This window comes from Microcoleus vaginatus FACHB-2002 (genome assembly GCF_040004035.1).
GTDB lineage: Bacteria > Cyanobacteriota > Cyanobacteriia > Cyanobacteriales > Microcoleaceae > Microcoleus > Microcoleus vaginatus_C.
In genome coordinates this window covers 102,211-120,529 of record NZ_JAMPLN010000009.1, presented here as the reverse complement: position 1 = coordinate 120,529, position 18,319 = coordinate 102,211, and the positions used below count along the sequence as shown (strand labels likewise).

The 18,319-nt window shown below is 45.2% G+C and carries 16 protein-coding genes; 12 read left to right on the top strand and 4 right to left on the bottom strand.

The window, feature by feature from the left end:
* Positions 1–26: 26 nt before the first annotated feature.
* The 7 genes from NDI35_RS10625 (at position 27) to NDI35_RS10595 (ending at position 10,058) form a co-directional block, all read left to right on the top strand.
* Positions 27–2,189, top strand: coding sequence for an SPFH domain-containing protein (locus NDI35_RS10625; RefSeq protein WP_445312706.1), 2,163 nt, complete (start codon positions 27–29; stop codon positions 2,187–2,189).
* Positions 2,190–2,462: 273 nt separating this feature from the next.
* Positions 2,463–2,984, top strand: coding sequence for a ferric reductase-like transmembrane domain-containing protein (locus tag NDI35_RS10620; protein WP_445312705.1), 522 nt, complete (start codon positions 2,463–2,465; stop codon positions 2,982–2,984).
* Between the two features lie 159 nt (positions 2,985–3,143).
* Positions 3,144–4,496 (top strand): WD40 repeat domain-containing protein, encoded by a 1,353-nt coding sequence (locus tag NDI35_RS10615; RefSeq protein ID WP_445312704.1) that lies wholly within the window; start codon positions 3,144–3,146, stop codon positions 4,494–4,496.
* A 206-nt stretch (positions 4,497–4,702) separates the two neighbouring features.
* A complete protein-coding gene (locus NDI35_RS10610; protein ID WP_333391297.1) occupies positions 4,703–4,987 on the top strand; it encodes a DUF2470 domain-containing protein in 285 nt (94 codons plus the stop codon).
* Between the two features lie 188 nt (positions 4,988–5,175).
* Positions 5,176–6,813, top strand: a complete 1,638-nt coding sequence (locus NDI35_RS10605) for a Ycf46 family AAA ATPase (protein WP_445312703.1) — start codon at positions 5,176–5,178, stop codon at positions 6,811–6,813.
* Positions 6,814–6,954: 141 nt separating this feature from the next.
* The gene (locus tag NDI35_RS10600) at positions 6,955–7,404 is read left to right on the top strand and encodes a HEPN domain-containing protein (protein ID WP_445312702.1); all 450 of its coding nucleotides are present in this window, start codon (positions 6,955–6,957) and stop codon (positions 7,402–7,404) included.
* The gene (locus NDI35_RS10595; protein ID WP_445312701.1) at positions 7,401–10,058 is read left to right on the top strand and encodes a ParA family protein; all 2,658 of its coding nucleotides are present in this window, start codon (positions 7,401–7,403) and stop codon (positions 10,056–10,058) included. The genes NDI35_RS10600 and NDI35_RS10595 overlap by 4 nt, the downstream gene beginning before the upstream one ends.
* A gap of 77 nt (positions 10,059–10,135) precedes the next feature.
* Here the strand turns inward: NDI35_RS10595 and NDI35_RS10590 are convergent, their stop codons facing one another.
* The gene (locus tag NDI35_RS10590) at positions 10,136–11,209 is read right to left on the bottom strand and encodes a DUF3616 domain-containing protein (protein WP_445312700.1); all 1,074 of its coding nucleotides are present in this window, start codon (positions 11,207–11,209) and stop codon (positions 10,136–10,138) included.
* Between the two features lie 381 nt (positions 11,210–11,590).
* On the opposite strand from NDI35_RS10590, the gene NDI35_RS10585 reads away from it, so the two are divergent.
* Positions 11,591–12,694, top strand: a complete 1,104-nt coding sequence (locus NDI35_RS10585; RefSeq protein ID WP_445312699.1) for a site-2 protease family protein — start codon at positions 11,591–11,593, stop codon at positions 12,692–12,694.
* 293 nt (positions 12,695–12,987) lie between these two features.
* Here NDI35_RS10585 and NDI35_RS10580 read toward each other — a convergent pair whose 3' ends face one another.
* From NDI35_RS10580 to NDI35_RS10570, 3 genes are all read right to left on the bottom strand, one after another.
* Entirely contained in the window at positions 12,988–13,917 is a 930-nt protein-coding gene (locus NDI35_RS10580) for a cache domain-containing protein (protein ID WP_445312698.1), read from the bottom strand.
* A gap of 433 nt (positions 13,918–14,350) precedes the next feature.
* The gene (locus NDI35_RS10575; protein WP_445312697.1) at positions 14,351–14,569 is read right to left on the bottom strand and encodes a hypothetical protein; all 219 of its coding nucleotides are present in this window, start codon (positions 14,567–14,569) and stop codon (positions 14,351–14,353) included.
* 108 nt (positions 14,570–14,677) lie between these two features.
* A complete protein-coding gene (locus NDI35_RS10570) occupies positions 14,678–15,067 on the bottom strand; it encodes an AbrB/MazE/SpoVT family DNA-binding domain-containing protein (protein ID WP_333060228.1) in 390 nt (129 codons plus the stop codon).
* A 265-nt stretch (positions 15,068–15,332) separates the two neighbouring features.
* Here NDI35_RS10570 and NDI35_RS10565 point away from each other — a divergent pair, with 265 nt between their 5' ends.
* From NDI35_RS10565 to pyrR, 4 genes are all read left to right on the top strand, one after another.
* Entirely contained in the window at positions 15,333–15,776 is a 444-nt protein-coding gene (locus tag NDI35_RS10565) for an Rrf2 family transcriptional regulator (protein ID WP_333041193.1), read from the top strand.
* A gap of 37 nt (positions 15,777–15,813) precedes the next feature.
* Complete coding sequence (locus tag NDI35_RS10560) at positions 15,814–16,215, top strand: GFA family protein (protein WP_333041192.1); 402 nt, start codon at positions 15,814–15,816, stop codon at positions 16,213–16,215.
* Positions 16,216–16,323: 108 nt separating this feature from the next.
* A complete protein-coding gene (cbiB, locus tag NDI35_RS10555; RefSeq protein WP_445312766.1) occupies positions 16,324–17,403 on the top strand; it encodes an adenosylcobinamide-phosphate synthase CbiB in 1,080 nt (359 codons plus the stop codon).
* Positions 17,404–17,662: 259 nt separating this feature from the next.
* Positions 17,663–18,196 (top strand): bifunctional pyr operon transcriptional regulator/uracil phosphoribosyltransferase PyrR, encoded by a 534-nt coding sequence (gene pyrR / locus NDI35_RS10550; protein ID WP_333083995.1) that lies wholly within the window; start codon positions 17,663–17,665, stop codon positions 18,194–18,196.
* Positions 18,197–18,319 lie beyond the last annotated feature (123 nt).

The window sequence follows — 18,319 nt, the reverse complement described above, 5'->3', positions numbered from 1 at the left end:
AGGACAAATTAGCCCTCATCAAAAAAATGCTTTATTCATTTTTGTCCAAATCTCAAGTCAAAGTCCGCGTTTTAAAACAGTTTGCAGCCGCTGTTTCGGCGTCTTTAGCCCTCAGTGCAACAACCAGTTTGAAACCCTCGCCGGTATTAGCCACTAGCAATATCCCCCCCGCAACTCAAACCTCGACTCAGCTAGCCGCAAAACCTGATTCTAGCTTGCAGCTAGGGCAGTTACGCAGCACTGTTCCCGTGCAGACAATGCAGCTCGCTCCGGGCGGATTTATCCCGATCGCGATCGGCGGTATGATAATTATTCTGGTGCTGCCGCTATTTTTTGGTGGATTGGTAGTAATTGGCGATCGCGAAGTTGGCATTGTCAGTAAAAAGTTTAGCTTCGGCGGCAAGTCTTTACCGCCCGGAGATTTAATTGCCTTAAACGGAGAAGCTGGATATCAAGCTGATACTTTGCCCCCCGGTTGGCACTGGGGTTATTGGCCTTTGCAATACAATGTTCGCAAAGAGTCTCTGACGGTAGTTCCCCAAGGTGAAATTGGTTTAATTATCGCAGCAGGTGGTCAGTCAATTCCCCCGCAGCGCATCCTTGGCAAAATCACAGAATGTGACAATTTTCAAGATGCTCGCCAATTCCTCAAAGGCGGCGGCGAAAAAGGTAGACAACTCGGCATCTTGACTGGCGGTAGCTATCGAATTAATACAGCATTATTTACAGTAATTACAGCGGCAAACGCTACCAAACACGGGATGACAGCAGAACAGTTAAAGCTGTACAAAATTGCCCCCGATAAAGTAGGAATTGTCACAACTTTTGACGGCGTTCCGATTCAAGATGGCGAAATTGCCGGCCCGATTATCCCGAATCACGACAACTTCCAAAACGCGCAAAAATTTATCACCGCCGGCGGGCGGCGCGGTTTGCAGGAACAGGTTTTGCTTTCGGGTTCCTGGAACTTAAATCCTTGGTTTGTCGGGGTTGACCAAGTGGCGATGACCGAAATCCCGATCGGCTATGTCGGTGCGGTTATTTCCTATGTCGGCAAAACCTCGGAAGATGTGAGCGGTGCTGCTTTTACTCACGGAAATTTAGTAAATGTGGGCAATAAAGGGGTGTGGGTGACTCCTCTTTATCCGGGGAAACATCCCCTGAATACTCGCATTTTGAAAGTAGAGTTAGTGCCGACCACAAATATTGTTTTGAATTGGTCTGGTAAAACAGAGCGGCACAGTTATGATTCTAAACTTTCGTCTTTAACCGTGCGTTCTCAAGACGGTTTTGCCTTTGATTTAGAAGTAGCTCAGATTATTCACGTTGGAGCCTTGGATGCTCCAAAAGTTATCTCTCGCGTCGGTTCAATGCAGAATTTAGTAGACCACGTTTTGCAGCCGACTATTGGGAATTATTTCCGCAATTCGGCTCAAGCTTATTCTGTATTAGATTTTCTCTCCGCAAGAAGCGGCAGGCAAGCGGAAGCCGCCGAGTATATCAAAGCAGCTTTGCGTACCTACGACGTGCAGGCAATTGATACTTTAATCGGGGATATTTTGCCACCAGCAGAGTTGATGCAAACTCAAACAGATCGCAAAATTGCTGAGGAACAGTGCAAGACTTATGAGGTGCAGCAATTAGCACAAACTCAGCGGCAACAATTGGTGCGGGAAACGGCGCTGGCTGAGATTCAACAAGAGATGGTGAAATCGGAACAAGGCGTGAAGATTTCTGAGTTGAAAGCGAATTCTCAGGTAAAACAAGCTCAAGGCGAAGCTGAGTCGATCCGGGTGAAGGGAAATGCTCAAGCTGAAGCTTATCGCGCGGGTGTTGTGGCTTTGGGAGGTTCGGGTTATACGGCTTTGCAGTTAATGCAAATTATAGGCGATCGCAACGTGCGAGTTGTGCCGGATGTTGCAGTAACAGGCAACGGTAGCGGTGGCGGTTTGGTTGATGGTTTGCTGGGAATGATGTTGTGGAATCAAACGGGCAAAAATGGAGAAAATGGCGGGGACTTGCCGGTAGTTAACCTACAGAAATCGGAACCTGCGGCCAAGTTATCAGTAGGCCAGGTGAATTCTGTTAAGCCGTCGGCATCTCGCGCTAATTCCCCTGTTGCCAATTCTGAGGCTGAGATTGATTCGCGGTTTGATGAATTGCCGTTTGACGATCGATCTTTTAGTTAGGTTGTGTCGTTTGTAGTGAGGGCTTCAGTCCTCTCTTATTAAAAGGGGGTATTACCAGTTTGTAGTTTGGCGCGACACCTAGCCAAAAGTTCAGGTAATCTCCTCAACCCAAGGTCAGCATTAGCTGACCTTTTTTTAGAGTGAAAAACTCAACTTTTAACCAGCTATGTTTGCGAAGAAGTGTTATAAGCTTAGAACTTAATTGACATTGCAATTTCAAAAAGCTAGCCTAGCTCCAATTGGACTTTACCTACTTAGCAAGGAGAGTAAGTTATGCAATTTTCAACGATGGACTTAGATACATTCTCTCATGCGAGTTTCCTGGGGTTCGCGGCCTTAACAGCCTATATTCTCACACTGCTTCCCACAAATTTGAGAATTGTTTTTCCTCTCACCAAAAAAACTGGTTTTCCCCAATGGCTGCTGAAATATCGCCGTTTCATTGGTCTGCTCTCTTTCTTTTTAACTGTAGCTCACGGATTCATCTTTTTCAAACAAAGAAACTTTGATGTCTTCGATATCACAACTTATTTTGTTTACTTCCAGGGACTAGCCACATTCATTATTTTTACTTTGTTGGCTATCACGTCTAATGATTGGAGTGTGAAAAGGCTCAAGAAAAATTGGAAAAAATTGCAGAGTCTCACTTACCTTGCTATGTTTTTAGTAACCTGGCATATCTGGGATAAAATGGCCTATCACTGGACATATTTAACCCCTGTTGGAATTGCAGCTATAAGCGCCACAATAGTTTTATTTCTCTGCCGCGCCTGGATTCAGCGCCAATCTAGATAACAAAAATATAAGTCAACACAAGACCAAGTAACAGTGCTAAACAAGAGTGTTGGATAGCATTTCTCAAAGGTAGAATGTAGCAGAAACTTCCTGGATAAATTTCTGGGATTGAAATCAGGGAGTTGATTTTACATAAACTGAGTGGTGGAGGTCATGTTTATGATATCAAAAGCAGTTAAAGGGAAAAGTTTAGCCTTGACATTAACAGCAGTTGTAACTGCGGCGGGCATCGGCTTCTCTAGGTATTTTGCGGAATTGGAAACAACTGTATCGCAGTTTAAATCGCGGCTTTTTACTCAATATTCTAGCAGTTTTAAAGATAATTCAGGGTGGATTTACGCGATCGCACTCAGTCCAGACGGCAAAACTTTAGCCAGCGGCTGTTATGGCGGCATTATCAAAATCTGGAACTTGCAAACCGGCAAATTACTTTACACCTTAAAAGCACATAGCGATGCAATTGAATCCCTCGCGATTAGTCCTGATGGCAGTCTTCTGGCTAGCGGGAGTTGGGATAACCGGATTAAATTGTGGAATCTCAAAACTGGCATACTCATCAATACCTTGAAAGGTCATGCGGATGATGTCAAGGCAATAAGTATCAGTCCTGATGGAAGGTTACTCGCTTCTGGCAGTACCGACAAAACTGTAAAATTGTGGAATTTTCCCGATGGCAAACTACTCCGCACACTTCCAGATACAGACTGGATTCAATCTGTCGCTTTTAGCCCGAACAGTAAAATTTTAGCAACCGGCAGCGAGGAGGGAACTATCAAGATTTGGTGGCTTGATGATGGCGGCAATTACACCCTGACTGGCCATTCCGGGCCGGCGAACTCAGTTGCTTTCAGTCCTGACGGGAAAACTTTAGCGAGTGGCAGTGCCGATAAAACTGTTAAGCTGTGGCAGTTTACCAATGGCAAAGTTCTGCATACATTAACAGGGCATTCCGGCCCGGTGCTGTCAGTTGCTTTTAGCGCCGATGCACAGGCTTTAGCTAGTGGCAGCTACGATAAAACTATCAAGCTGTGGAACTTGAAAACAGGCGAACTGATGACCAATTTTGCGGAGCATTCTAAGCCAGTTTGGTCTGTCGCTTTTAGCTCTCAAGATACTGTCTTAGCCAGCGGCAGCGGAGATAAAACTATTAAGCTTTGGCCTGTATCTGTCCCGATTGCGGCTCAGGTTAACTCTCCAGTACCAGAGGTAGAGGCAGCACCTTCTGAAATTATCTCCCCCGGTGAAATTACACAGTTGAACCGGAAAGTTTACGACCAAATTGACAAGAGTTGGCGCTCGACTCCCACCTTCAGCACTTCATTAGTTTATCGCGTTGCCGTGAATGAAGAAGGGGTAATTACAGATTGTCAGCCGCTGAACCAAGCAGCGGGTGATTTTATTCAAGAAGTTTCTCTTTCTTCCTTTCGTAAAGTTGCTCGTCCACCAAAGCATTTTCGTCAATTTAAGGTAGTGTTAAAACCCTCTGGGGTGCTTGAAGTCAGCCCGTGGTAAGGGGTAAATTAATCCTACTAATTATCTAGAAATTTCTGTTTAATTATGACTTTTTGAATTATTGAAGCGCTCGATATTATTGTCTTCTGGTTCTTGCTTCTTCCTCCTTTTCTCTCACTCATAACTCTTGATGCAATTCATCGCGGTTGAAATCTTTGTACCGATCGCAGTACAATCGATCGATATTGCATCTGAGGAATCTCCCCATGTCAGAACAGTTTTCCACTGAGATTAGCGATCGCATCTGCACTCACATGAACGAAGACCACGCTAGTGCTGTCGTGCTATATGCTCAAGCATTTGGCGGCAAACCAGAGGCGACAGAAGCTCAAATGCTCGCTATTGATGCCAACGGCATGGATTTAACCGCTAAAGTCAACGACGAAACAGTGCCTGTCAGAGTAAATTTCGATCGCACTTTAAAAGACGCCGAAGATGCTCACCACACTCTCATTGATATGGTGAAACAAGCTCGAAAAGTTGCTAAGTAGTCAATTGCCTACTATTCTGTTATAATTTTAACGTTTGCAGTACGGACTTTAGTCTGGTTAAATAGTTGTTAAGGACTCAAGTCCTTAGTGAAAACCTTTAGTTAGGTTAATTTTTTTAAAAGACTAAAGTCCGTACTGCCAAAAAAATATTTAATAAAGTTTAATTTTACTCTAAAATATCCACTAAAATGACAGAAAATTACCCAAACCCCAAAGAATTAGATGTCGTCAATGGCAGTAAAAATAACCATTTCGAGGCACTCGTAAAACGACTAGATTTGATGATTCGCGCCCGCTATTCGCTGCTGTACATTGTCGGCGCGGAGGAAGAACCGGTCGAGGCTGTAATTGACCAAGTAGCGCTGCAAGTAACTCCCGCGCGCCGGGTGTTGTTCTGGGATCTTGTGCGCGGCTGGGAGGATAACGGTTCTGGGAAAGGTTCGGTAATGGCGGCGCTCGATCGCGTCAGCAAAACTGCTGTTGAAGAATATACCATATTTGTACTGCGGGATTTGCACCCAATTTTGAAATATCCATACAGCGAAAAAAGCGCGGCGGTAGTGCGAGAACTGCGGAATTTAACGCGAGAATTGAAGCGCAGCAAAAAAACTATAGTTCTTACTTCTCATACGCTGGAATTGCCGGAGGAATTGAAAGAAGAAGTCACAGTAATTGATTTTCCTTTGCCCAACGTACAAGAAATCGACAGTTTAATTTCCCACGTTGTGGAAAAGCCGCAACAGTTGCAAGTTAGCGGTTTAGCAAGGGAACAGTTGGTTAAAGCTTGTCAGGGTTTGAGCCGCGCTAGAATCGGGCGGGTTTTGGCTAAAGCTTTGGCCGCCAAACAGCAAATTAACGAGTCAGATATTGACGGAGTTTTGGAGGAAAAACAGCAAGCAATTCGCCAAACGGGAATTTTGGAGTTTTTCAACTCCAGAGAATCCTTAAAAAGTGTGGGCGGCTTAGAGAATTTGAAACAGTGGGTAAAGATGCGACAAGATGCTTTTACTGACGAAGCGCGTCGCTACGGCATACCGAATCCCAAAGGAGTTTTGTTAGTAGGAATTCAAGGAACGGGCAAATCTTTATCTGCGAAAACAATAGCCTCAGAATGGCGTTTGCCACTGCTACGATTGGATACTGGGAGATTGTTTGGCGGCGTGGTCGGGGAAAGCGAAAGTCGCGTCAGGCAAATGATACAATTAGCAGAGGCGATCGCACCTTGCGTTTTGTGGATCGATGAAATAGATAAAGCCTTTGGTAACATTATCAGCGGTGGCGACGGCGATTCGGGAACTTCGCGCCGGGTATTCGGCAGTTTGATTACTTGGATGCAGGAAAAAACCAGTCCGGTATTTATTGTCGCAACTGCAAATAACGTGCGGATTTTGCCGGCAGAGTTGCTGAGAAAAGGCAGGTTTGATGAAATTTTCTTTTTAAATTTGCCCTCTGAATCGGAACGGCAAGATATTTTTAAAGTGCATTTGCAGCGACTGCGGCCGACTAGATTGCGCGAGTTTGATTTGGGAGTTTTGGCGAAACGCGCTGAGAATTTTAGCGGTGCAGAAATTGAACAAGTCGTAATAGATGGGTTATATCGGGCCTTTGGAACGTTTGTCAACGGACAGCGCCGGGATTTGATGACGGAGGATATTTTGAGGTCGATCGAGGATACAGTACCTTTAGCTGCGATCGCGCGATCGCAAATTGAAGATTTGAAGCGCTGGGCGGCGGAAGCGGGCGCGAGAACAGCATCTAACGATACTCACTTAATTGATGAATTGAAACGCTACAGCCAGCGGCGAAGGGATGCGATCGACAATTAACCCAATTTCGCGGCCGTAATTGGGCATTACTTCGTTTGTACGATCGCTTGACTGCCACTTGTAATTGCGATCAAATGCTACTGTAAACTTAAAGCTCCGCTAGCTCGATCGGAAACTCAAGTGATACTGGAGGTAAGTCCATTGACAGATACTTACGATAAACGTATTCAGCTAGGTGCGTCTCGTCGCAGACTTGAAGATGCTCGAGCATTGCGTGATAAAAAACGTTGGTCTGGCGCTATGTACTTAGGTGGTTATGCGATCGAATGTTCTCTAAAATCCCTCATTTGTTACGAAGAGGGTCGTATAAACAATTTCAAAGAGACTAGGAGCTTTAAAAAAGGACTGCAAGGTTCAGATTTGCATAACTTAACTAAATTATTAGAGTGTTTGGCTTCGCTACAGCGTACTATTTCATTAGATAGAACCAACTCTTATAAAGAGGCCTGGAATACAATTACATCACTTTGGCGAAATGATGAACTGCGCTATTCAGATAAATTAGGTGATGAAAAAGACAGCAGGCGATTTCTAGAGGCCGTAGAAAAGTTACATCAATTCATACTAGAAAAACAAGGGGAATCATCATGAATGATACAATTATATTAGAACAACAAATTTCCGAACATCTCAGCCAAGTTTTAAAAAATAAAGATCCGCAAACTCAGATTAAGATTAAGCGCACATCTCTAGGGTGGCTGAAGCTTCGAGTAGTTACCAGCTATTTTGATGGCAAGTCCTTAGCTGAACGCGAAGAGGAAATTGACAGTTTTTTAGAGAATATAGGTTGTTATTTGGGTCAATACCCAATGGCTGGTTATGATTTGTTAACTCCACAAGAAGCTGCTGACCAACCTCCCGAACATATTCAAATACCGCTGTGGTCAGATGTTTTAATGGCTCCCGAACCCGAGCAGCCAGCAATTTTAGATGAAGATAGTCCAAAACGTCCATTAGTTGTCACATTCTATTCTTTCAAGGGAGGTGTCGGCCGCTCTACCGCATTAGGATTGGTAGCAGGTATTTTGGCAACCCGCAAGCGTCGAGTAGTCATGGTAGATTTCGACCTTGAAGCCCCTGGCATTTCAGTCTTGTTTCAAAACGATTTAGAGAAGATTAATGAAGAACAGTATGGCGTATTGGATTACCTACACCAACGCTATTTAACTCCCGATCAAAATATTCCTACTATTGATAACTGTATTTGTCAGGTTAACTTAGGCACTCGCGGCGAACTATTTTTAGTTCCGGCTGGAGAGTATAACGAAAATTATATTCATCGGTTAGCTGACCTCGATCGCCATACTTTACAATCTTTTTATAGAGGCGAAATAAATCCTGTTGAACAACTGATAAGCGATATCAAAGATCGACTAGACCCCGATGTTATTCTAATTGATGCTAGACCAGGTTTTAATGACACTAGCGCGATCGCCTTGTTCGATCTAGCAGATACGGCAATCATCTGCTTTTCCCCAACTGACCAAAGTTTTCAAGGACTGCGTTGGGTTGTGCAAGCTGTTAAGAAACAAAGAGATTATCAAGGCAAGCCAGATATTCGCTTTCTCCTAACACCTATCCCACCCGTAGGAGATGAATTGCAGCGAATTTGGACTAACAGAGTTGAGAGTTGGATTGAGGATAACTGGGGCTTGCCTGTAGAAACAAAAGTTGAGGAACTTTACCACAAAATTTTATACAATCCCAACATTGCCACTTTGTCTAGTCTCGTCAATAACGTATCTAACAGCTTACTAGATGATTATCTGCCGATTGCAGAGGTCATTGATGCTAGCTTGCCCGATATTAAATCTAGCTTGGCAACTACAAATATCGAATATAAAAAGATATTAAAGGAGTTAGATTTTCAAGCAGCAACAGCCCAAGAATTAGAACCATCTAGTATTCCAGAGATATTTCACAGAACCGAGGACTTTCCCAAGTTTTTAAGTAATAAAAGTTGGCTGATAAGAGGTGCTAAGGGAACAGGAAAAAGCTTGCTGTTCAGACTTTTTGTTGAGCAATCAGAAACAGCCAAGAAGTTAGCTCATTCTGATGTTGATTTAAACAACGTTTATTTTATTGCAGGACACGGCCAACCAAGACTGCAAGAACAAATACTAGAAAGCACGGATTTAGCTAGTTATGAACAACAGGTGGGTGAGAGTAGCTGGCAATTCTTCTGGTTAAATTATGCCCTATTGCAACTGTGTCGCGCTCTACCAAAAGTGCGTTCCCTATTTAATCCAGATGAGACTCTGGTTAGATTGAGTTCTCAACCAAATCCCGAACACGCTCAAATTGTCTCGTGGTTGGCAGATAGCACTAATTCTCCACAATCAGGCGATCGATTGCGTGCTGTTGACCGTTGGTTACAAGACAATACTCAGCGCGTGTGGCTACTTTATGATGAGCTAGATGCTGGCTTTGGCTCTACTCCAACAGACTATCTTCGTCGTAAGCGTTCCCTCGAAGCGTTGCTTGGTTGGTGGCTCGAAAGCGGAACAAGTTTGAAAAGTATTGTCCCCAAGATATTTTTGCGAGAAGATATCTGGAATCAGCTCACCTTTACTAACAAAGGACATTACAGCGGACGATTGCTACAACTCCGCTGGGATGAGGCAGATCTTTGGAGACTTGTACTGCGCCAATCCCTGACAAGTTCTGAGACTTTGAGAAAATCTTTGGAGCTAAAATTGGGAGTTACTGTCGATCGACTCAATACAATTGAGTTAGAACAATTGCGTACTAGTCTTTATCCTTTATGGGGCGAGCGGATGGGTCGGGGAAAAAAAGCCTACACCTATAACTGGGTTCGCACCCGTATTGCTGACGGACAAAAGAACTGTTTCCCTCGAAGTTTAGTATTGCTATTACAAGAAGCAGTCAAAGCTGAGAAAAATTTTCTTACAGAATACAGTTCTGAGATAGTTTTACGTCCAAAAGCACTGATCGAAGCTTTGCCATATGTTTCTGAGCAACGGGTGGATGAGGTACGCAACGAATACCCTGAACTGGAAGAATATCTAACAAAATTACGGGGCGAGCGTTCCCCCATTGATGAGACTCGACTGACTGAAATATGGGATGTCAAGGATACAAAATTAGCGGAACTCATCAGAGAGATGGTAGACGCTGGTATTCTTACAGAACGCTCTCGTCCTAAAGATCCTCCCCCCCGTGTCTATGCTGTTGCTGAATTGTATCTTTATGGACTGAATATGGTTCGCAAAGGACAAAAGTAAAAAATATCTGGATAAACAAGCAACTACAGCAGTTTTCCGTTGAGTAAGGTATGCTTCGGCTGCTTGGTAAATTCTGTTCACCCCAACCTAAAAATATCCGCAAAAATAGCAGTTTCTTCCACCATTCTCCCCGCATCAGGCGAATCAAAAACTACTAACAGCGAATTCTCCTCCCCCAAATATGGAAACAGGCTCAATCCCTCAGCATTGTCCGTACCAACCTTAAAAGGCAAGTCAAACAATACCTCCAAATCTCCCCCATCTTGCCCAGTAATACTGTCGCCCGATCGCCCTAAAATTTCCTTCAACCGAAAAACCCTCGTCGCCCCCGATAAAGTCATCGTCGGCCCGGCTAAAACAATCAAATCTTCCCCGTTCCAGCACAATTCTCGCACGCCCAAACCGTTCAAATCAACAAAATGTTTGTTGTACAATTTCCCTCCTTCCCCAATAGCCTTAAGCCTTAAAACTCCCGGTTCTGCCTCTTCAACTTCTATTTCTAAAATTATCGCCCAACCCCGCAGCACTGGCCCCCGCAAACCGAGCAAAATGCGATCGCCCCGCACCGCCAACCCTTCAATATCAAAGCCATTTTCTTTACTCGGAATCGGCACAGATAAATACAAGCCGAGGTGGCTGTCATCTTTGAGTGCGTCTGTCAGCAAATTGCCTGTTTCTGTCCGCTGAAGACATCCCGCTTTCAGTTGGGTTTCGGGATTGTTTGAAGGGGAAATTGACTTGCACAAAATCCCGTCTTTCATAGGAATGCGCGCCAGCAAATAGCGGTTGACCTCAGTCTCGATTTGTGCTAATCTTTCAATGTCTTTGTCTGCGTCTTTGCCTTTAGCTTTCTTGCGTTTTGTGCTGTGAGAGCCGACCAACCAAAGATAATCGCTGCTAAAATCCATTCCTTCGATATCGATTTCGGATTTTCCAGGTAGATCGATAAAATCTGCGATCGCAAATCTTTGATGTTCTCCAAAAATATGAGGCGCGACAGGCGACAAACGCTCGATCGAAGTCGTTTCATCGGAACCCAGCCACAAATGGCCATCGGGAGTTAAAGCAACAGCGGATAAGTCTGTAATAATATCAGTGGCTTCGGTGTTTAATTGCAGCATCAGCCGGCCGAGCAAAAAGGATTCTGGCATAATTATTAGCACCAAAACTATTGGTATGGTCAGTCATTATAGCTAAAGCTGCTTGAAACTGATATCTTGCTACAGGTGTAATAGTCCGTCGGCGAATTAATTCTCCGTATCAAAGCTGGCATTCAGTTAAAACCGGCTGAAAATTAAAACAGAAAACTAAAACAGATATCCTCCTCAAGCCTCATAGCAAGAACTTCCGTTTTGAGATAAGGATTTTTAACCCCTAGCCGGCCAAACCGCAGCCGGCGGTAATTATTCAGCAAACCGAACCTCCACAGACGGATAACACCCTAATTGAAACATTAACATCGCCGTTACGTTTCGTTACGATAAGGAGACAGAGAGAAAAACCTCTCATTCGTAAAATCAGAGGTAGCCATTATGAACGGTACATTTCGCGTCGGCAACCTGTTTGGGATTCCCTTCTTTGTCAACGCATCTTGGTTTTTAGTTCTGGGTTTAGTAACCTGGCAGTACGGCGGCGCATTAGCTGGCCTGTTTCCCACATTGGGCCCTGTAGCGCCCTGGATGCTGGGATTCTTCACAGCGTTGCTGTTATTTGCTTCGGTCTTAGCCCACGAATTAGGACACAGTTGGGTAGCCATAAAACAGGGGATTGGCGTGAAATCGATTTCGCTATTTCTGTTTGGCGGACTGGCTAATTTAGAAAGAGAATCCAAAACCCCAGCCGAAGCATTTTGGGTAGCCATTGCAGGCCCGTTGGTCAGCTTATTGTTATCCGGTTTGTTAACTGCAATAGGCATCGGTGCTGGTCTCACAGGCCCGGCAGCGGCCATCGTCGGACTTTTAGCTTCCATCAACTTAGTTCTAGCCTTATTTAACTTAATTCCGGGTTTGCCCCTCGACGGCGGCAACATCCTCAAAGCGATCGTCTGGAAAATTACTGGCAACCCTTACAAAGGTGTAATTTTTGCTAGCCGCGTCGGTCAAATAATTGGTTGGATTGCCATTGCTACAGGCATATTCGGCAATATTTGGAATCTAGTAATCGGTTGGTTCTTACTGCAAAATGCCGGTCAATCTGCACAATATGCCACAGTCCAAAATCAACTGGCAGGATTGACAGCCGCAGATGCTGTGACCCCCGAAAGTCCGATCGTCTCCCAAGACTTGTCCCTCAGAGAATTTGCCAACAACTACGTGATCGGTAGCGCTCATACCTGGCGCAGGTTCCTGGCAACAGATGATGCCGGACAATTGGTAGGGGCGATCGACCTTGATGACCTCAAAACCATTCCTACCGGAACTTGGCCCCAAGTTTTCGTCAAAGAACTCCTGAAGCCGATCGAATTTTCCACAACAGTCAAACCAGAATTATCCCTCCTCGAAGTCGTCACCCTCCTAGAACAACTCAAAGTACAAGAACTCCCCGTCATTCGCGAAAACGGTGTCCTCGTCGGACTTGTAGAAAAAGCTGAAATTGCCCGCCTGCTACAAAGACGAGCCGAAGCGAACCCTGCTTAATATCCTCAGATACTTGACAAATAACAGTTAACCCCCTCGATTTCCCCTTACCAAAAGGGCGATCGGGGGGGTTAACTGTAGCTGGACAAAAGCCAAGTGAAACACTAAATTATTAGCTACAAATCCAGCATGATAATTATAAGAATGTATTGAGCATCTCAGCGAGAACGTTAGGCCATCTCACGACTATGGTCGCAGCAGCGCCACCAAACCAAGTAAAATAGTAGTCTGGTATTTCTGTTAATTTCCCCCAGGAAATCTGATTTGGGAACTGCGATCGCAATCAGCCAGTTTCAACCGTAACTATCCGAAAACGGCAGCACTTCGACAAAATATTCCTGCCCGTGTCGGCTAAATTTCAGTTGCTGCCGCTGCTTAATGTCGCCAAAGCCTCCGAAGTGTTCGTACAAATATTTAGCTGCAGTGCGAATGACAGGAGTTTTGCTGTCTAAAACATTCAGCCGCTGCAGTTGCGGGTTTCCAGAAATCTTTCTAAAGGGTGATTCTTGACTCGAACTGGCAACCAGCAAGCCCGATCGTTCGATCGCGAAAATTTGTCCCGTTTTGCTAAGCTTGATGCGATGGAGATATTGCTCAAGCCCCGAGAGCGAAAAGTCTACGGCACTAACTCCCAGCAATTTACCATTTCGATCGCGAATTGGTTGGCTGGCAGCTATAAAAACAGTCCCCGAAGTAAAACCCGGATAAATGCTCGTCCAAATCGGTTTGTTAGCTGCGACAGCTTCTTTGTACCAGGGGCGGAGACGGGCATCGTAGGTTCCGGGTTCTGCCTTTAATTTAGCGGTGCGAGTGCCTCTGCCGTCTGTAGCGTAGTATATGCTCTGAAAGTTGGTAGACTTGTTCGCCGCGACAATTTGCAAGCTGTTATCCGTGGGATTGCGCCAAATGCCGAGATATTCTCCTGATTTTGCAGCACCGAAGGATATCCATTGAATGCTTTTAAAAGATCGCATTTGCTGCCAGAGGAACTTATCTCCCCGAGGCTGTGGCTTTTCTAACTGTAAGTTTAATTCACCGCGCTCGATCGCTTCAGCGTTAAGTTTATTTACCCACTGGGTAGGTTCGAGAAAAGAAATCAGCTTTTCTTCAACTCTCTTTCCCGTTTCCGCGATCAATTTCTCGGCGAGCTCTTCGACTGCTTTGTCTCCGTTGCGAAAGGACAGATACCCGACAATCCCAACTGCTGCGACGATTTGCAGCACAAAAGAGGCCACTAGAAGGCGACGCAGGGGGATTTTTATTGGGTGTTGAGAAGTTTTACTCGCGAATCGAGGCAACGGCATAGGCTGGTGACTAATTGCTCCCTAACACTTTAACTGTTCCAGCCTGTAATTTCACTTACGGGCGATCGAGGTGTTTCCTTGCCCTCAAAACACCTCCCACACACACACCAATCAGGAGCAAGCACGAGACTTATACAATTTTAGATTTTAGATTTTAGATTTTAGATTAAATAATTGGGGATGAATGAGGAAGCTCGTGCTTTAGAGTTTGCCGACAGTTGCATTCTTTTTTTTAAACTGGTATTACGCACTCTTGGCCCAGAATACCTGGGCCATTGTCTTGCTTTGTTCGGTTTCGTAGCTCCACCTAACCTGCTTCTTGCCTGGAACCTCGACCATCGAAACTCAACATTCATCCGTTAAATCCGCTATACAATCCCTTGGTGAACATCCATGCGTTACATCCGTTACATCCGGTACACAATCCCTTGCCGAACTTCTCTTTAACAGGTACGCGGAAAATCCCCCGCTTGTCCAAACGGATATAGCGAGGGTCGAGAATAGGTATTCTCGGAAAATATAAAGTAGTGGCAGTGGCTTTTGTCCAGCCATTGCCATCTATAGAAGCCATACTGTTTGAGGCTCACAGAAAGATTTCAGAGCCAATTCTCTACTTGCAGTCAATGCTTGAAGTCAAACCAACCTGTTCAAGCAAGAAGTCAAAGCAAGTCGTAAAGGCCTAGGCTACTTCTTCTTCTCGATCGATTTGGCGCAGGTGAATGTGCTTGCGTCCCAGAGAGATTTCAAATTCATCTCCAGGCTGGAGTTCCATCTGTTTGGTGTAGGCAGCTCCAATCAGTAAGTTGCCGTTAGATTGAACGCTAATCCGATAGCTGGCAGAGCGTCCGCCGCGTCCATTGCCGTTTTGCTTCCCGTCTAGCTGAATGCCTTCTGCATCAATCAGCGCATTCAGGAATTTCATCATGTTGACCCGTTCTACGCCGTTCTTGGTAACGGTGTAGTAGCCACAGGCTCTAGCTTTTTCTTCCTTGGTAAGGTTCTCTAGGTCTTTGACCTTTTTGATCAGATCTTCGCCTTCAAGGGGTTCGATATTTTTCTTTTTAGCCATTTACTGAGTCCTGAAATATTCAACTGGTGTACGGATTTTTTCTCGGTTGGTTTTTGGTTTGACCAAGAAACTTTAGCTTTATAGCTGGTCGTAAAACCATATTACACCGATCGGCTCAATTGTTAACCACTATTATCTAAATATTTTTAACAACCTGCAGTCTTTCTTGAGGAGTAGCTGCTGCCGGTGCGAGCAATCTCTAAACTCGGTAGCATAAGCTATCAGCTATCAGCTAGCTGAATATTTGCCCCGCTCTTAAAATCCCATGAAGTTAACCACACGCGGACACTACAGTGTCAAAGCATTACTGGATCTAAGTTTGCAACCTCGCTATGGCCCGACATCGGTGAAATCGATAGCGAAGCGACAGGAGTTACCTGCTCCGTATCTAGAAAAATTGCTGATTGAAATGCGACGAGCCGGTTTAGTCCAATCTGTTCGGGGTTCCCAAGGAGGATATCAATTAGCCCGCATGCCCGCTCAAATCTCTTTAGGACAAATCTTAGAGGCTGTAGGTGAAACTATTGAACCTTTACCTCGACATTTTCCCGACGCGACGCAAGCAGAGGACTGGGTAACATTCAGTTTGTGGAACCGATTGCACAAAAAACTTGCCGAAGCGCTGTACAGTATTTCCCTCGAAGACTTATACTATGATGTCCGCAGTTGGCAAGCGGCTCTTGGGGAAGAAACTAGCTTTATCATTTAAATGGTAAGTTCATTCATTCGATCGCCAGCAATCACACATGGACGCAACACTTGTTACTTACTTTGGCGGCTGTCACTGCGGAGCTGTCCGCTTCCGTGTCGCCGTTGACAAACACGAAGCATCAGATTGCAACTGCTCTATCTGCAAAAAGAAGGGATTTTTGCACCTCATTGTGCCGCCGGAACGTTTTACCTTGCTCAGTGGCCAAGATGTTTTGACCACCTATACATTTAATACAGGAACTGCTCAACATACTTTCTGCGGAATTTGCGGCATTCACTCGTTCTATCGCCCCCGCTCGCATCCCGATCAATTCGATGTCAACGTCCGCTGTCTTGACGACGATGCCATCAAACACTTTGAGATTCTACCCTTTGACGGTGTTAATTGGGAGGAGAACGTACACTTGCTCCGCGACGAAAGTAATCTCAGCAGTTAAAATTGCTGCTAAAAAATTAAAGTCCCCAAAGGTAGCAGCAGTTAAAACCTGCGCTACCCGGACGATCGCTCCTGGTCGGACGGACTATCAAGTTTGACAAAATATATAATGATGCCGGATGAATTTCCTGTTTTGATTTTAGCTGCGGTGTTGGATTATTCGATCGGCGATCCTTGGGGTTGGCCACATCCCGTGCAGGCGATGGGTTGGGCGATCGACCGCTATACTCGACTTGTCTTTAATATATGGAATAATCCCCCAGGCAAAATGCCTGAAGCAGCGGATCGTCCCGCTGGCGACCGGCACAAACTGCTTCTACGATGTGCTGGTACAATACTAGCGATCGGGCTGATTGTAGGCAGTTATACTGTCAGTTGGTCGATCGTCCAAGCTGCTAGTTGGGTGCATCCTCTTTTAGGTATTGCCATACAGACCATTTTGCTGGCAAGCTGTTTTGCAGGTCGCAGTTTGAGGGCGGCAGCAGAGGATGTGCTAGCACCTTTAAATGTTGGAGATTTAGTCAAGGCGCGAGAAAGGTTGAGCCTTTACGTCGGCCGGGATACCGAAAACTTATCCGAGCCAGAAATTCTGCGAGCATTGTTAGAAACTGTAACAGAGAATGCAGTCGATGGTGTGACAGCACCGCTATTTTATGCCTTACTTGGGTTCGCTCTGCCGCATCTATTATTAAGTGTTACCGCTGGGCCGATCGATCCTAACTCGATGTGGGCGAGTGCTATAGTCCCCTTGGCGATCGCTTACAAAGCAGCCAGCACATTAGATTCTACGATCGGCTACAAAGAAGCGCCATACACTGATTTAGGATGGTTTAGCGCCAAACTAGAAGACGTGCTGACGTGGGTTCCTTGCCGGCTAACAGTGATTACTTTAGCCCTTATATCTGGCAAACCGATTTACATTTGGCAGATTTGTCAGAGAGATGCTGTTAAAGATGCCAGTCCCAATTCCGGTTGGAGCGAGTGCGTTTACGCGGCCATCTTGGGAGTGCAACTAGGAGGTACTAATTCCTATCGCGGAGTTCTCAAACACAAACCGCTGTTAGGCGAGCCGGTTCACCCTATCACAGCGCCGCTAATTTGCCAAGCATTGCAATTAACTCGGTATTGCTTTCTGATTTGGTTGGGACTATCATTGCTTTTTTATACCTTCTTAGGTTTGAGCCGCTAACTTATGACCTCACTAGAACAGTCCAAGAGGCATAAATAACTTATTTCTATCATTGTTCGCCCGCTTGCAAGCAATCGCACCATCTGCTTTTCCTCCGTTCGGGGTAAGTCCTGCAGAAGACAGAGATCCGCCACCGACAGCAGCAAAAAAAGTTTTGACTTGAGTTCAAACCCCCAGATTTATCTGTCAAGTCAATCTCAAATCTCAAATCTCAAATTGTTCGATATGCCAACAGCCAACAATTAGCTCGCAGCAACCCATGACTAAAATTATCGAAATTTTATCCCCTGATGAAGTGAGACGCACTCTCACCCGCGTCGCTTCCCAGATTGTCGAAAAATCAGGGAATCCCTCGGAGTTAGTGCTGTTGGGCATTCATAGTAGAGGAGTGCCTTTAGCTCAAATTTTGGCCGATCAAATTGAAGTCCTCGAACAAGTCAAAGTACCCGTGGGCGCTTTGGATATTACCTTTTACCGAGATGACTTGGATCGAGTTGCGATGCGGACACCGGCTAAAACAGAAATTCCTTTCGATTTGACGGGCAAAACTGTGGTGTTGGTAGATGACGTTATATATAAAGGCAGAACGAGTCGAGCGGCTTTGAATGCGGTCAACGATTACGGGCGGCCGGAGAAAATTTGGTTAGCGGTATTAGTCGATCGCGGCCACCGAGAAGTCCCGATTCAGCCGGATTTTACGGGTAAAAAGTTGCCAACTGCAAAGGAAGAACAAGTTAAGGTTTACGTTCAAGATCTCGACGGGCGCGACGGAGTGGAGTTAATTAAGGGTTGATACGATTTTAGATTTTAGATTTTAGATTGGGCACAACTGACTGTTAAACAAAGTCCAGCTAAATAAACTAAGTAGGGTGCGCTGTAAGTAGCGCGTCAAACCACTTTTTGCGTCCATCACTGA